The 14,482-nt window shown below is 67.6% G+C and carries 14 protein-coding genes; 4 read left to right on the forward strand and 10 right to left on the reverse strand.

Annotation, left to right across the window (positions count from 1 at the left end):
* Window positions 1-4: 4 nt before the first annotated feature.
* From ACGFU7_RS02075 to ACGFU7_RS02090, 4 genes are all read right to left on the reverse strand, one after another.
* On the reverse strand, window positions 5-1,654 hold the full coding sequence (locus tag ACGFU7_RS02075; RefSeq protein ID WP_393691354.1) for a cytochrome bc complex cytochrome b subunit: 1,650 nt from the start codon (window positions 1,652-1,654) through the stop codon (window positions 5-7).
* Window positions 1,651-2,703 carry a Rieske 2Fe-2S domain-containing protein gene (locus tag ACGFU7_RS02080; protein ID WP_393691356.1) on the reverse strand — a complete coding sequence of 351 codons (1,053 nt, stop codon included), beginning with the start codon at window positions 2,701-2,703 and terminating at the stop codon, window positions 1,651-1,653. Before ACGFU7_RS02080 ends, ACGFU7_RS02075 begins: the two co-directional genes overlap by 4 nt.
* Window positions 2,700-3,509, reverse strand: coding sequence for a c-type cytochrome (locus tag ACGFU7_RS02085; RefSeq protein WP_393691358.1), 810 nt, complete (start codon window positions 3,507-3,509; stop codon window positions 2,700-2,702). Before ACGFU7_RS02085 ends, ACGFU7_RS02080 begins: the two co-directional genes overlap by 4 nt.
* A gap of 62 nt (window positions 3,510-3,571) precedes the next feature.
* On the reverse strand, window positions 3,572-4,192 hold the full coding sequence (locus tag ACGFU7_RS02090) for a heme-copper oxidase subunit III (protein ID WP_393691360.1): 621 nt from the start codon (window positions 4,190-4,192) through the stop codon (window positions 3,572-3,574).
* 187 nt (window positions 4,193-4,379) lie between these two features.
* On the opposite strand from ACGFU7_RS02090, the gene ACGFU7_RS02095 reads away from it, so the two are divergent.
* Window positions 4,380-4,781, forward strand: a complete 402-nt coding sequence (locus ACGFU7_RS02095) for a hypothetical protein (RefSeq protein WP_393691362.1) — start codon at window positions 4,380-4,382, stop codon at window positions 4,779-4,781.
* A 57-nt stretch (window positions 4,782-4,838) separates the two neighbouring features.
* Here ACGFU7_RS02095 and ACGFU7_RS02100 read toward each other — a convergent pair whose 3' ends face one another.
* The 4 genes from ACGFU7_RS02100 to coxB form a co-directional block, all read right to left on the reverse strand.
* The gene (locus ACGFU7_RS02100; protein WP_393691364.1) at window positions 4,839-6,101 is read right to left on the reverse strand and encodes an Ig-like domain-containing protein; all 1,263 of its coding nucleotides are present in this window, start codon (window positions 6,099-6,101) and stop codon (window positions 4,839-4,841) included.
* Window positions 6,102-6,219: 118 nt separating this feature from the next.
* Window positions 6,220-6,618 (reverse strand): cytochrome c oxidase subunit 4, encoded by a 399-nt coding sequence (locus ACGFU7_RS02105; protein WP_393691366.1) that lies wholly within the window; start codon window positions 6,616-6,618, stop codon window positions 6,220-6,222.
* The gene (gene ctaD, locus ACGFU7_RS02110; protein ID WP_383971177.1) at window positions 6,615-8,351 is read right to left on the reverse strand and encodes a cytochrome c oxidase subunit I; all 1,737 of its coding nucleotides are present in this window, start codon (window positions 8,349-8,351) and stop codon (window positions 6,615-6,617) included. The genes ACGFU7_RS02105 and ctaD overlap by 4 nt, the downstream gene beginning before the upstream one ends.
* Window positions 8,348-9,310, reverse strand: coding sequence for a cytochrome c oxidase subunit II (gene coxB / locus ACGFU7_RS02115; RefSeq protein ID WP_393691368.1), 963 nt, complete (start codon window positions 9,308-9,310; stop codon window positions 8,348-8,350). The genes ctaD and coxB overlap by 4 nt, the downstream gene beginning before the upstream one ends.
* Before the next feature lie 270 nt (window positions 9,311-9,580).
* On the opposite strand from coxB, the gene ACGFU7_RS02120 reads away from it, so the two are divergent.
* The gene (locus tag ACGFU7_RS02120) at window positions 9,581-10,963 is read left to right on the forward strand and encodes a cysteine desulfurase/sulfurtransferase TusA family protein (RefSeq protein ID WP_393691370.1); all 1,383 of its coding nucleotides are present in this window, start codon (window positions 9,581-9,583) and stop codon (window positions 10,961-10,963) included.
* Window positions 10,964-10,977: 14 nt separating this feature from the next.
* On the opposite strand, the gene ACGFU7_RS02125 is transcribed toward ACGFU7_RS02120, so the two are convergent.
* Complete coding sequence (locus ACGFU7_RS02125) at window positions 10,978-11,952, reverse strand: carbohydrate kinase family protein (protein WP_393691372.1); 975 nt, start codon at window positions 11,950-11,952, stop codon at window positions 10,978-10,980.
* Between the two features lie 160 nt (window positions 11,953-12,112).
* On the opposite strand from ACGFU7_RS02125, the gene ACGFU7_RS02130 reads away from it, so the two are divergent.
* Window positions 12,113-12,310 carry a hypothetical protein gene (locus ACGFU7_RS02130; RefSeq protein ID WP_393691374.1) on the forward strand — a complete coding sequence of 66 codons (198 nt, stop codon included), beginning with the start codon at window positions 12,113-12,115 and terminating at the stop codon, window positions 12,308-12,310.
* 139 nt (window positions 12,311-12,449) lie between these two features.
* Window positions 12,450-13,910 (forward strand): hypothetical protein, encoded by a 1,461-nt coding sequence (locus tag ACGFU7_RS02135; protein WP_393691376.1) that lies wholly within the window; start codon window positions 12,450-12,452, stop codon window positions 13,908-13,910.
* Window positions 13,911-13,997: 87 nt separating this feature from the next.
* On the opposite strand, the gene ACGFU7_RS02140 is transcribed toward ACGFU7_RS02135, so the two are convergent.
* Window positions 13,998-14,354, reverse strand: a complete 357-nt coding sequence (locus ACGFU7_RS02140; protein ID WP_024488899.1) for an iron-sulfur cluster assembly accessory protein — start codon at window positions 14,352-14,354, stop codon at window positions 13,998-14,000.
* Between the last annotated feature and the right edge of the window lie 128 nt (window positions 14,355-14,482).

Genomic DNA, 14,482 nt, shown 5'->3' on the forward strand with positions numbered 1-14,482 from the left:
GCGATCAGTGGTGACCGTGGCTGCTGGTGATCTCCTTGTACTCCTCGGTGGTGGGCTTGGCGATCTGGTTGTTTTCGCCGTAGTAGCCCTTGCTGAGCCTGGCCCGCAGCTTCTGCAGTGCGGGCACCTTGCGCTCGACACCGTTCTCGTCGACCGTCGGGCCGATCTCGACCGGCTTGTACTGCTCGTGCGCGGTGAGCGTGTGCAGCTGCTCGGGGCTGAGCGGCTCGTGGATCTCGACGAACTCACCGTGCGGCAGGCGCTTGATGATGCCGGACTCGCGCCCGTGCAGCACCTTCTCCTTGTCGCGGCGCTGGAGGCCGAGGCAGATCCGCCTGGTGGCGATGAACGCGATGACCGGGCCCACGAAGATGAAGATCCGGACGAACCAGGAGATGGCGTTCAGCGACAGGTGGAAGTGCGTGGCCCACAGGTCGTTGCCACCGCCGATGAAGACGATGACGTACTCGGTGATCCAGGCGACGCCGAAGGCGGTCCGGGTCGGGGCGTTGCGCGGGCGGTCCAGGATGTGGTGCTCGCGCTTGTCCCCGGTGACCCAGGACTCGATGAACGGGTAGACCGCGATGATCGCGAGTACCAGTCCGAAGGCCATCAGCGGGATGAACACGCCCAGGACGAGCGTGTGACCCCAGAGGTTGATCTCCCAGCCCGGCATCACTCGGATCAGACCCTCGGCGAAGCCCATGTACCAGTCGGGCTGGGCGCCGGTGGACACCTGGTCCGGGCGGTACGGGCCGATGGCCCAGATCGGGTTGATCGACGCGATCGCCGCGATGATGGCGATGATGCCGAAGACCAGGAAGAAGAAACCTCCGGCCTTCGCCATGTACACCGGCAGCAGCGGCATGCCGACGACGTTCTTGTTGGTGCGGCCGGGACCCGCGAACTGCGTGTGCTTGTGGTAGAAGACCAGGATCAGGTGCGCCACCAGCAGGCCGAGCATGATGCCCGGCAGCAGCAGGATGTGGATCGAGTAGAACCGGGCGACGAAGTCGTGGCCGGGGAACTCTCCGCCGAACAGGAACATCGAGATGTACGTGCCGACGATGGGCGTCGACAGGATCGCGCCCTGGGTGAAGCGGACACCCGTACCGGACAGCAGGTCGTCCGGGAGCGAGTAGCCGGTGAAGCCGGTGAACATACCCAGCACGAACAGCAGGAAGCCGAACAGCCAGTTGATCTCACGCGGCTTGCGGAACGCACCCGTGAAGAAGACGCGCATCATGTGCACGAACATGCCGGCCAGGAAGATCAGCGCGGCCCAGTGGTGGATCTGGCGAACCAGCAGACCACCGCGGACGTCGAAGCTGATGTCCAGCGTCGAGGCGTATGCCTCGGACATCCGGATGCCCTGCATCGGCTCGTACGAGCCGTGGTACACGACTTCGTTCATGCTCGGGTGGAAGAACAGCGTCAGATACACACCCGTGAGGATGATGATGATGAAGCTGTAGAGGGCGATCTCACCGAGCATGAAGGACCAGTGGTCCGGGAAGATCTTGCGCATGTTGGACTTGGCCAGGGAGTAGATCCCGAGCCGGCCGTCCGCCCAGTCGGCCACCCGCTCGCCGGCGGGCGCCTTGCGATTGCCCGGTGCGGCAGCACCGGATGTGTTCGTGGTCGCAGTACTCATCCGCGCTCCCAGAATGCAGGACCGACGGGCTCTTCGAAGTCACCGAGCGCCTCGAGGTTGCCCTCGCTGTTCACACCGATCCGCAGCTGCGGAAGGGCGTGACCGGCCGGACCGAAGATGACGCGGGCGCCGTCGGAGAGGTCGAAGGTGGACTGGTGGCACGGGCAGAGCACGTGATGCGTCTGCTGCTCGTACAGGCTGATCGGGCAGCCGACGTGGGTGCAGATCTTGGAGAAGGCCACGATTCCCTCGTGGGCCCACTCGCGCTCGCGCTTGTCCTTGATGTTCTCCGGCTGGATACGGATGATCATCAGCGCGGACTTGGCGATCTGGTTCTGGAAGTCCTCCGCGTCCTCCGCCAGGCCCTCGGGCATGGCGAAGGTCAGCGAACCGACGGCGACGTCCTCGGGACGCAGCGGCTCCATCGTGTTCATGTTGATGAGCTGCTTGCCCTTGGCCCACAGGGTGCTGCGGAGCTTCTTCTCCGGCAGCGGACCGAGGTCGCGCAGCAGCACCACACCGGCGAGCGGCACCAGGGCCAGCGCACCGAACATGGTGTTCCGGATCAGCTTGCGCCGGCCGAACGCGGACTCCTCGGCACCTGCCGCGAAGTCTGCGAGAACCTTCGCCTTGACCTCGGGCTCGGCCTCGATGGCGTGCCGGTCGTCGGCGACCTCCACGTCGGACATCAGGGTGCGCGCCCAGTGGACGGCACCGGCACCGATCGCGAAGAGGGCCACGCCCAGGGTCAGACCCAGGGAGAAGTTGAGCGCGCTCACATGGCCGAAGGGCCAGATGTACACGATCTTGTCGACCGGGAAGATGACGTACGAGGCGATGAAGCCGATCGTCGCCAGCATGGACAGCGTGAACATGAACGCGACGGCGCGCTCGGAGCGCTTCGCGGCCCGTTCGTCGATGTCCTGGATGCGCGGCTTGTGGGCCGGCAGCCCCGGGTCGGCGAACGGGTCGTCCGCGACCTCTACCGCGCCGTGCGCGGTGTCCTGCTCAGCGGGCAGGTTCTCGTCTGGAATCTCTTGGCTACTCATGACTTCTTGGCCTTAGCGGTGTGGGCCGCGACCCAAATGGCAACTGCGATCAGTGCGCCGAGCCCGAAGATCCAGGCGAACAAGCCTTCGCTGACCGGCCCCAGGCCACCCAGCTTGAGGCCACCCGGGCTCTCGGACTGGGCGCCGTTCACGGTCTGGACGTACGCGATGATGTCCCGCTTCTGCTGCTCGGGCATCGTCGTGTCCGGGAAGGACGGCATGCTCTGCGGGCCGGTCTGCATGGCCTCGTAGACGTGCTTCGGGTCCACGCCTTCAAGGCTGGGCGCGTACTTGCCGTTCGTCAGCGCACCACCCTCGCCAGTGAAGTTGTGGCACTGCGCGCAGTTGGTACGGAACAGGTCGCCACCCTTGGCGATGTCCGCACCGTCAGGGCTGACCTGGTTCTTGGTCGGAACGATCGGACCGGCGCCGAGCGACGCGACGTAAGCCGCGAGCTGGTCGATCTCGGCCTGGCTGTAGATGACCTTCTTCTTCGGTACCTGGGCACCCGGCTGCTGCGCCGGCATACGGCCCGTACCGACCTGGAAGTCCACGGCGGCGGAGCCCACGCCGACCAGGCTCGGCCCGTCGGTGGTGCCCTGACCGCCGGTTCCGTGGCAGCTGGCGCAACCGACGGAGTACAGCTTCTTGCCCTCATCGATGGCGAGGGACTGGGCGGTGTCGTCGGCCTGCGCCTTACTCGCGGGCGCAAACGCGGCGTACAGCCCCCCAGTGGCCGCCAGCGCGAGGAGTAGTACGACGACCGCCGCCAACGGATGGCGTCGTCGTGCGGAGAGCTTTTTCACGGATTACCCCGGTGTCAGGATCTTCTGCGTCGATGCTGGATGTGGTTCGGGTTCGAGCCCGGTTACTTGATCATGTAGATCGTGGCGAAGAGGCCGATCCACACGACATCGACGAAGTGCCAGTAATAGGACACGACGATGGCAGCGGTCGCCTGTTCATGGGTGAACCTCTTGGCTGCGTATGTCCTGCCCAGAACGAGCAGGAAGGCGATGAGACCGCCTGTCACGTGCAGCCCGTGGAAGCCGGTCGTCAAGTAGAACACCGAGCCGTACGGATCGGAGGACAGCGAGAGGCCGTCCTTCTTCACCAGCTCGGTGTACTCGAAGACCTGGCCTCCGATGAAGATCGCACCCATCACGAAAGTGATCATGAACCAGGTACGGAGCTTCTTCACGTCGCCCCGCTCCGCGGCGAAGACGCCGAGCTGGCAGGTGAGTGAGGAGAGCACCAGGATCGTGGTGTTCGTCGCCGAGAACGGGAAGTTCAGGGCCGAAGCCATTTCCTTCCAGTGGTCCGGTCCCATCACCGATCGCAGAGTGAAGTACATCGCGAAGAGGGCCGCGAAGAACATCAGCTCGGAACTCAACCAGATGATGGTTCCGACGCTGGTGAGGTTCGGTCGATTGACCGACGGGTGCGCGTGCCCGGTTTCTACTGTCGTTGCTGTCGCCACGACCGACATTATGTCGGTCCCTTATCCCGCCCTCACTCCGGGGGGTGCCGTTCGGTGTGTCAACAGGGTGTGCCCTCCCCGAACGGCCCATGAATCCGCTGTCCCGAGCGGTGCTGACAGGCCATCGGGCAGAGTACGATCCGCGCATCGGTTCATGCCCGGAAAGCCCCGAAGACACAGATGTCACGGAGGAACAATGCAGCCGACCGCCACGGTCCTGGTCTACAGCGACGACGCCAACACCCGTGAGCAGGTGAGGCTGGCAGCCGGGCGCAGGCCCGCGGCCGATGTGCCACCGGTGGAGTTCCTCGAATGCGCCACCCTGCCCGCCGTCCTGGACGCGCTGGACAACGGCGGCATCGATGTCTGTGTACTGGACGGCGAGACGGCGCCCGCGGGCGGCATGGGCGTCTGCCGGCAGATCAAGGACGAGATCTTCCACTGCCCGCCCGTGCTGCTGCTGATCGGGCGCCCGCAGGACGCCTGGCTGGCCACCTGGAGCCGTGCGGACGCCGCGGTGACCCTGCCGGTCGAACCGGCCGGGTTCGCGGACGCCCTGGCCGCTCTGCTGCGCAGCAGGGACTGCGTGGACGCCTGAGACCTGCCGCGGTTTCGTCTGCAGTCCCGCTGAGGGGCAGCGCACTCCCCGGGCCGGTCAGACCTCGGGGCGCAGTCGCGCCGCCTGGATCGTGTCCGTGCGGTCCGGGGTGGCGTTCTTCTGCAGGGCGCTGCCCTGCTGCCATTTGGCCCAGGACAGGTTCCAGTCGCCGTAGCCGTTGTCGAACGGCGTCATCGTCTCGCCCTGGCTGCCGACGACCTGGACGATGTCGCCCGTGCGCACGGTGTTGTAGAACCACTCGGCCAGGCTGGTGCTCATGCCCGTACAGCCGTGGCTGACGTTCTCGTACCCCTGCGAGCCGGTGGACCAGGGGGCCGCGTGCACGTACTCGCCGCTCCAGGTGACGCGGGTCGCGTAGTAGACCAACAGGTCGTACCCGTCGTCGGAATTCTCCGAGATGCCGATGGTCTCTCCGCGCATGCGTACGGAGTACTCCTTGCTCAGCACGACCTTGACGCCGTTTCGGGTGGAGAAGCCGGGCTTGCCGGTGGTCACCGGAATGGTGTTGATCACTTTCCCGTTGCGCTTGACGGTCATCGTGTGCGCGGCGGCGTCGGTGATGGCCTCGACACGGTCGCCCGTGGTGAGCTTCAGCGCCTTCGTGGGGGCTCCGTACAGCGTGTCGGTGACCTTGATGCCCGCCAGGCCGCTGGTGACGTCGATGGTGGCCCCGGCGGGCCAGTAGTCCTTGGGGCGGTAGTGCAGGATCTTGTCGTCGACCCAGTACCAGGAGCCAGTCACGGCGGGCGTGGAGCGGACCCGCAGGGCGCGCTCCACGATGGCCCTGGACGCCTTGTCCTTGACCGGAGCGCTGAGTTCCGCTGTGACGGGCTGTCCGACGCCGTAGGTGCCCGCCTGAGGGCCGAAGGTGACCTTCAGGAGCTTCTTGGCCTTGGCGGAGGCGGTCTCGAAGGAGAGCGTGCGGCTGCCCGGGGCGCCATCGCTGTCCTCCATGCTGACGTGCACGGTGTAGCGGGCGCCGGCGGCGAGCGGGGAGGTGGAGTGCCAGCGCGCCCCGTCGGCGTCGAGTTCACCCGCCAGATGGCGTCCGATCGTGTCCACGGCCGTCACGTCCGTGATCCGGCCGTCGTCGCCGTCGACAGTGACTTCGAGCGGCTTGTCGGAGTCGACCTTCCCGTCGCCCTCGGGCACGTTGGAGGAGATCTCGTCCGCCGCGTCGTACGGTTTCGCCGCGAGCGGGTGGCCATTGGACCCTCCGCAGGCGGTCACACCTGCGACCAGGGTCACGACCAGCAGAGTGCAGCTCACTACGGGGCGAAAGCGCGGCGTGGTGTTCATGAACACACGCTATGAAGATTCATCCCTATTAGCGCGCAATGTGACTGCAAACGGGGGGCCTGTACTTCTTTTGGTGGAGAAGTACAGGCCCCCCGTCAGGTGGAGCGGTGACGCGCTGTTACTGGGTGCGGTTCTCACCGCGGTAGTACTCGAAGACCCAGCCGAACAGGCCGATCAGGATGATCGGGGCCGAGAAGTAGAGCAGCCACCAGCCGAAGATGATGCCCAGGAAGGCGAGGGCGCCACCGACGGCCAGCGAGAGCGGCTGCCAGCTGTGCGGGGAGAAGAACCCCACCTCGCCGGCCTCGTCCGCGACATCGGCTTCCTTGTTGTCCTGAGCCAAGGCGTCGACCCGCTGCGCCGTGAAGGCCAGGTAGAAGCCGATCATGACGCTCAGGCCGAAGGCCAGGACGAGCGCGGTGGTACCGGCCGGCTCCTTCGACCACACGCCGTACGTGATGGCCATGGCGAGGATGAAGAAGCTCAGCCAGAGGAACATCTTGCCCTGGATCTTCACTTACCGGCCTCCTTGCCACCAGCGAGGGCCTTGTCATCCGCGGAGTGGTGCTCCAGCTGCTCGAGCGCCGCGATCTCCGGGTGGTGCAGGTCGAACGCCGGGGATTCGGAACGGATCCGCGGCAGCGTGAGGAAGTTGTGCCGCGGCGGCGGGCAGGAGGTCGCCCACTCCAGCGAACGGCCGTAGCCCCACGGGTCGTCGACCTCGACCTTCTTGCCGTACTTGGCGGTCTTCCACACGTTGTAGAAGAACGGCAGCATCGACAGGCCGAGCAGGAACGAGGAGATCGTCGAGATCGTGTTCAGCGCGGTGAAGCCGTCTGCGGCGAGGTAGTCCGCGTAACGACGCGGCATGCCCTCGGCACCCAGCCAGTGCTGCACCAGGAACGTGCCGTGGAAGCCCACGAACAGCGTCCAGAACGTGATCTTGCCGAGCCGCTCGTCCAGCATCTTGCCGGTGAACTTCGGCCACCAGAAGTGGAATCCGGAGAACATCGCGAAGACCACGGTGCCGAAGATGACGTAGTGGAAGTGCGCGACGACGAAGTACGAGTCCGAGACGTGGAAGTCCATCGGGGGCGACGCCAGGATCACGCCGGTCAGACCACCGAAGGTGAAGGTGATCAGGAAGCCGACGGCCCAGAGCATCGGTGTCTCGAAGGACAGCGATCCCTTCCACATCGTGCCGATCCAGTTGAAGAACTTCACACCGGTCGGTACCGCGATGAGGAATGTCATGAACGAGAAGAACGGCAACAGCACACCGCCGGTGACGTACATGTGGTGCGCCCACACGGTCACGGAGAGGCCTGCGATGGCGATCGTCGCGCTGATCAGACCGATGTAGCCGAACATCGGCTTTCGGCTGAACACCGGGATCACTTCGGAAATGATTCCGAAGAATGGCAAGGCAATGATGTACACCTCTGGATGGCCGAAGAACCAGAAGAGGTGTTGCCAGAGCAATGCGCCGCCATTGGCCGCGTCGAATACATGCGCACCGAACTTGCGGTCCGCCTCCAGCGCGAAGAGCGCGGCGGCGAGGACCGGGAAGGCCAGCAGGACCAGCACACCGGTCAGCAGGACGTTCCAGACGAAGATCGGCATGCGGAACATCGTCATGCCGGGGGCGCGCATGCAGATGATCGTGGTGATGAAGTTGACCGAACCGAGGATCGTGCCGAAGCCGGAGAAGGCCAGACCCATGATCCACATGTCGGCGCCGACACCCGGCGACCGGACGGCGTCCGAGAGCGGGGAGTAGGCGAACCAGCCGAAGTCGGCCGCACCCTGCGGGGTGAGGAACCCGGCCACCGCGATGATCGAGCCGAAGAGGTACAGCCAGTACGCGAACATGTTCAGCCGCGGGAACGCCACATCGGGCGCGCCGATCTGCAGCGGCATGATCCAGTTCGCGAATCCGGCGAACAGCGGCGTCGCGAACATCAGCAGCATGATCGTGCCGTGCATCGTGAACGCCTGGTTGAACTGCTCGTTCGACATGATCTGCGTGCCGGGACGGGCCAGTTCGGCGCGCATGAAGAGCGCCATCAGACCGCCGATGCAGAAGAACGCGAACGATGTGACCAGGTACATCGTGCCGATCGTCTTGTGGTCAGTGGTGGTCAACCACTTGATGACGACGTTTCCCGGCTGCTTCCGCCGGACCGGCAGCTCGTCCTCGTACGAGTCGTCTGCTGCCGCGGCACCCTGAGGTTCGTTGAGGATGCTCACAGTTTGTTCGTCTCCGCATTCCTGGCCGGGTCAGTCTGCTCGATGCCGGCCGGCACGTAGCCCGTCTGGCCCTTCTTCGCCAGCTCCTTGAGGTGCGCCTGGTAGCGCTCCGGGGAGACGACCTTGACGTTGAAGAGCATCCGGGAGTGGTCGGCGCCGCAGAGCTCGGCGCACTTGCCCATGAAGGTGCCCTCCTGGTTGGGAGTCACCTCGAAGGCGTTGGTGTGGCCCGGAATGACGTCCTGCTTCATGAGGAACGGCACCACCCAGAAGGAGTGGATGACGTCACGCGAAGTCAGAACGAAGCGGACCTTCTCGCCCTTCGGCAGCCACAGGGTCGGACCCGGGTTGCCGTTCTGCGGGTTCCGGGTTCCCGGGATGCCGAAGTCGTAGACGCCGTCCGCACCCTTGGGGAAGTCCTTCCGGAACCTGTCCGGGATGGCGTCGAGTTCCTTGGGGATCTCGTTGCCCGTGGCGGTGGAACCGTCCACGTTCTCGATGTAGTTGAAGCCCCAGCTCCACTGGTAGCCGACCACGTTGATGGTGTGGGCAGGCTTCGGGGAGAGCGTGAGGAGCTTCGATTCATCGCGCGCGGTGAAGTAGAACAACACCGAGACGATGATCAGAGGGACCACGGTGTACAGCGCCTCGATGGGCATGTTGTACCGGGTCTGCGTAGGAACCTCGATCTTGGTGCGGCTGCGCCGGTGGAAGATGACGCTCCACAGGATCAGGCCCCAGACCAGCACGCCCGTGGCGAGCGCTGCCGCCCACGAGCCCTGCCAGAGGGAAAGGATCCGTGGTGCCTCTTCCGTTACCGGCGTGGGCATACCAAGGCGGGGAAAGTCCTTGTATGTGCAACCGGTGGCGGTCGCCAGGATCAGGCCCGCAGTCAGCACCTGCGGCAGCTTCCGCCGCATCGGGCGCCGCGACGAGCGGTCGGAGCCGTTGGGACTCACGTAGCGCCTTCCCGAGAGTCTCGCCCGCGCGGTCGGCGCGGCCGTGTCTCTGGTCGGTCGCCGCCCTGACGCGGGCAGGGGTTTGGATGTTTATGCGGACCAAACCCTACTGGACGCTATTTGGGGTCGCGCGGGGAGGGTGCCCAACGCGCCGTCCGACACCCCGAAGGGGTGGAATACGGGCCTCCGGCCGCCATCTGACGCCCCCTATCCTGGCTGGGCGGGCGGCCCGTCCCCGGGTGCGGGCCCGGCGCGGGCTAGCGTGGCCGTGTGCCCTACTTCGACGCCGCATCCTCCGCTCCCCTGCACCCCGTCGCCCGCCAGGCGCTGCTTGCCGCGCTGGACGAGGGCTGGGCCGACCCGGCCAGGCTCTACCGCGAGGGGCGGCGGGCCCGGCTGTTGCTGGACGCGGCCCGGGAGGCCGCCGCGGAGGCCGTCGGGTGCCGTCCGGACGAGCTCACGTTCACTCCTTCGGGGACGCGGGCGGTGCACTCCGGAATTTCCGGGGCTCTCGCGGGGCGTCGGCGTGTCGGCCGCCATCTGGTCGTCTCCGCGGTCGAGCACTCGTCGGTACTCCATTCGGCCGCCGCCCATGAGGCGCAGGGCGGATCGGTCTCCGAGGTCGCGGTGGACCGGTCGGGGGCGGTGAGTGCGGCGGCGTACGGGGAGGCGCTGTGCGAGGACACCGCGCTGGCCTGTCTGCAGTCCGCCAATCACGAGGTCGGCACCGAGCAGCCGGTTGCCGAGGTCGCGGAGGTCTGCCGGGCGGCGGGGGTGCCGCTGCTGGTGGACGCCGCGCAGTCACTGGGCTGGGGACCGGTGCCGGACGGCTGGTCGCTGCTGGCGGCCAGCGCGCACAAGTGGGGCGGGCCCTCGGGGGTCGGGCTGCTGGCGGTACGCAAGGGAGTGCGGTTCGCGGTTCAAGGACCGGCCGACGAGCGGGAGTCGGGGCGGGCCGCGGGGTTCGAGAACCTTCCGGCGATCGTGGCCGCGGCGGCATCGCTGCGGGCGGTGCGGGCGGAGGCGGCGGCGGAGTCCGTACGGCTGCGGGCCCTGGTGGACCGCATCCGGGCCCGGGTGCCGCAGCTGGTGCCCGATGTGGAGGTGGTCGGTGACCCGGTGCGGCGGCTGCCGCATCTGGTGACCTTCTCCTGTCTCTATGTCGACGGAGAGACACTGCTCCATGATCTGGACCGGGCCGAATTCTCCGTATCATCCGGTTCGTCCTGCACCAGCAGCACGCTGACGCCGAGCCATGTGCTCAGGGCGATGGGGGTGCTGTCGGAGGGGAACGTACGGGTTTCGCTGCCGACCGGCACCACGGTCGAGGAGGTCGACCGTTTCCTGGACGTGCTGCCCCGGGTGGTGGCAGAGGTGCGGGAGAGGCTGGGGGCGCCCGTTTCGGCGCCCCGGGAGGCCGCCGCGGTCGCGTCCCTGGTGGTCGACACCCTCGGGAAGCGCTGCCCGATCCCTGTGATCGAGCTCGCCAAGGTGATCGGGGAGGTACCGCTGGGCGGGACGGTGACCGTGCTCTCCGACGACGAGGCGGCGCGCCTGGACATCCCGGCCTGGTGCGCGATGCGCGAGCAGGAGTACGTGGGCGAGGAGCCGGCGGACCGTGGCTCGGCCTATGTGGTCCGCCGGCTGACCTGAGGTTCCTCTTCGGATCAGCCCAGGTGCGTGCGGACCTCGGCGGCGGCGTCGTGGCCGTACGCCTTGGTGAAGCGGTCCATGAAGTGGGCGCGGCGCAGGGTGTACTCCTGGGTGCCGACCGTCTCGATGACCAGGGTGGCGAGCATGCAGCCGACCTGGGCGGCGCGCTCCAGGCCGACGCCCCAGGCGAGACCGGAGAGGAAACCGGCCCGGAAGGCGTCGCCGACGCCGGTCGGGTCGGCCTTGGTCTCCTCCTCCGGGCAGCCGACCTCGATGGCCTCCTGGCCGACCCGCTCGATCCGGACACCGCGGGCGCCGAGCGTGGTGACCCGGTGGCCGACCTTGGACAGGATCTCCTCGTCGCTCCAGCCGGTCTTGGACTCGATGAGCCCCTTCTCGTACTCGTTGGAGAAGAGGTACGTGGCGCCGTCGAGCAGGATCCGGATCTCGTCGCCGTCCATCCGGGCGATCTGCTGCGAGAAGTCCGCGGCGAACGGGATTCCGCGGGTGCGGCACTCCTCGGTGTGGCGGAGCATGCCCTCGGGGTCGTCGGCACCGATCGAGACGAGGTCGAGGCCGCCGACGCGGTCGGCGACGGCCTTCAGCTCGATGAGCCGGGCCTCGCTCATCGCGCCCGTGTAGAAGGAGCCGATCTGGTTGTGGTCGGCATCCGTCGTGCAGACGAAACGGGCGGTGTGCAGGACCTCGGAGATCCGGACCGAACCGGTGTCGACGCCGTGGCGGTCGAGCCAGGCGCGGTACTCGTCGAAGTCGGAGCCCGCGGCACCGACCAGGATCGGGCTCGTGCCCAGCAGGCCCATGCCGAAGCAGATATTGGCGGCGACACCGCCCCGGCGCACGTCGAGGTTGTCGACCAGGAAGGAGAGCGAGACCGTGTGCAGCTGATCCGCGACCAGCTGGTCGGCGAAACGGCCGGGGAAGGTCATGAGGTGATCGGTGGCGATGGAGCCGGTGACTGCGATTCGCACGGGGAGACTGCTCCTGTGGAGATCGGGGGGAACGGGTGACTGCGTTCCCGGGGCGGCGTGACAGTTCACGCTACCCGTTTCCCGCACTCACCCTGAAGGGGGGAAAACTACCCGATAGTAGGGCTTTCTTCCTTAGCCGTGCGGTGCCTACGGTGCGGATATGCCGAACCACATCGCCACACGCGAGTCCGAGATCAGCCTGGCCGAGCTGCGCGGTGACTGCGCGCGGATGGCTCCGCACTGGGTGGTCCCCGCGAAGTCTGCCCCCGTTCGGGTGGCGCCGTCCCTGATTCACGGGGTTACCGTGCCCGCCGCCTCCGCCCGGCTGATCGACGCCATGTCCGAATACGGCGACTGAGACCGGCACCGATCGCGTCCGACGCCCCCTGAGGGAACCGTGCGCTCCTGTGCCCCGTCCCACCGTTGTCCCCACCCGCGGGACGGACGGCAGGCCCGGTGACGGCCTGTGACGGCGATGCAGGCGAAGGAGCGATCCGGTGAGCACCGAGCGACCCGACAACGACGTGACCGGCCCCCGGCGGCGTTCGCCGCTCGCCGTGGCCGCGGTGGCGGCAGCTGTACTGCTGGCTGGGGGCGGCGGTGCGTACTGGGCCGCGACCGCCGCGGACGGGGAAGGCGGCGAGAGCGCGGCGGGCAGCGGGGAGCGCACCCCTCCCCCGCTGGCCCTGGACGAGCGCGCGGGTGACCCGACGGCGCCCGACGGGTCCTCGCAGGGCATCGCGCCGGGCGAGCCGGATCCGCACGGCGGCCAGGTGGTCTACCGCGCGTCCGGCAAGCTGCCCGAGGGGCCGCGTACGGCCGCGGTGCAGCGCGCGGAGGGGACTGTCTCCGCGACGGAGGTGGCCCGGCTGGCGAAGGCGCTGGGTGTGCAGGGCACGCCGCGGGCGGAGGGCACGTCCTGGAAGGTGGGGTCCGACGGGGACGGCTCGGGCCCGGTCCTCCGGGTGAACAAGCAGGCCCCGGGCACCTGGAGCTTCGCCCGGTACGGCTCCGGCGGTACGGACAACTGCGAGAGCGCCACGGTCTGTTCGAGCAAGAAAACGGCCCCGGGCGGCAGCGGCGCTCCGGTGAGCGAGAGCGCTGCCAGGGCTGCCGCGGCACCGGTCCTCAAGGCGGTGGGGCAGGACGACGCCGCCCTCGACGCCCGCCAACTCATGGGTTCGGTACGGGTGGTGAACGCCGACCCGGTGGTGGACGGCCTTCCCACCTACGGCTGGTCGACCGGGATCCAGGTGGGTTCGGGCGGTGAAGTGGTCGGCGGCAGCGGGCAGTTGAAGGGCCTGGAGAAGGGCGACAGCTATCCGGCGATCAGTGCGGGCGAGGCGCTGAAGCAGCTGAACGGGGCGGCGTCCCGGACGGACGGGCGCCCGGACGTCGGCGGGTGCGCCACTCCCGTACCGCTGCAGGATGGCCTGAAGTCGCCGGGGGTCCACTGCGGGGCGCGGACCGGGGCGGAGCGGACGACGACGACCGTGACGGTCGACAAGGCGGTGTTCGGACTGGCCAAGCAGTACGTGGCGGGAAAGCAGACGCTCGTACCGTCCTGGCTCTTCTCGGTGCGGCCGGCCGCGGGCGGCACGGGTGACACCGTGTCGCAGATCGCCGTGGACCCCACGTATCTGGCGAAGGACGCACCGTCGGCGACGACCCCGCCCCCGGGGGATACGGAGAAGTCCCAGCGGCAGATCCTGTCGTACAGCGCCGACGGACGGACCCTGTCGGTGACGTTCTGGGGCGGGGTGTGCAGTACGTACGCGGCGAGCGCGACCGAGGACGGGAACAGGGTGCGGGTGACGGTGACGGAATCGAAGCCGGCCGAGAAGAAGGTCTGCATCATGATCGCCAAGGAGCTGACCCGGACGGTGACGCTGGACGCGCCGCTCGGTGACCGGACAGTGGTCGACGCGGCGTCGGGCGGCGATGTGCCCCGCGCCTGACGCCTGCCCCTGCGTACGACGACGACGGCGGCGGCCCCGGATTCCGGGACCGCCGCCGTCGTGGTGTTCCGCCGCCGCCTTCAGGGCTTAGCTGAAGGAGTCGCCGCAGGCGCAGGAGCCCGTGGCGTTCGGGTTGTCGATCGTGAAGCCCTGCTTCTCGATGGTGTCGACGAAGTCGACGGAGGCGCCGCCCAGGTACGGAGCGCTCATCCGGTCGGTGACGACCTTGACGCCGCCGAAGTCCTTCACGACGTCGCCGTCGAGCGAACGCTCGTCGAAGAAGAGCTGGTAGCGCAGGCCCGAGCAGCCGCCGGGCTGGACGGCGACGCGCAGCGCCAGGTCGTCACGGCCTTCCTGCTCCAGCAGGCCCTTGACCTTGGCTGCGGCGGCGTCGGACAGGAGGATGCCGTCGCTCACGGTGGTGGTCTCGTCCGATACGGACATCTGCTTCTCTCCCGGGTTGTACGGAGACTGCTTGCCGACGTTGCAACCGTCGGGACCGCGGATTCATTCCGGGCCGAGCGCTTGCCTGTTCCATTCATGCTCGCACACCGGCCAACCGGGGGGATGCG

It is taken from the genome of Streptomyces sp. NPDC048473, assembly GCF_043200155.1.
In the GTDB taxonomy this organism is placed as follows: Bacteria; Actinomycetota; Actinomycetes; order Streptomycetales; family Streptomycetaceae; genus Streptomyces.

Coding starts and splice junctions, on each gene's coding strand:
- ACGFU7_RS02100 (WP_393691364.1), bottom strand. CDS start 6,101: ATGAACACCACGCCGCGCTTTCGCCCCGTAGTGAGCTGCACTCTGCTG.
- ACGFU7_RS02095 (WP_393691362.1), top strand. CDS start 4,380: ATGCAGCCGACCGCCACGGTCCTGGTCTACAGCGACGACGCCAACACC.
- ACGFU7_RS02130 (WP_393691374.1), top strand. CDS start 12,113: ATGCCGAACCACATCGCCACACGCGAGTCCGAGATCAGCCTGGCCGAG.
- ACGFU7_RS02140 (WP_024488899.1), bottom strand. CDS start 14,354: ATGTCCGTATCGGACGAGACCACCACCGTGAGCGACGGCATCCTCCTG.
- ACGFU7_RS02075 (WP_393691354.1), bottom strand. CDS start 1,654: ATGAGTACTGCGACCACGAACACATCCGGTGCTGCCGCACCGGGCAAT.
- ACGFU7_RS02090 (WP_393691360.1), bottom strand. CDS start 4,192: ATGTCGGTCGTGGCGACAGCAACGACAGTAGAAACCGGGCACGCGCAC.
- ACGFU7_RS02080 (WP_393691356.1), bottom strand. CDS start 2,703: ATGAGTAGCCAAGAGATTCCAGACGAGAACCTGCCCGCTGAGCAGGAC.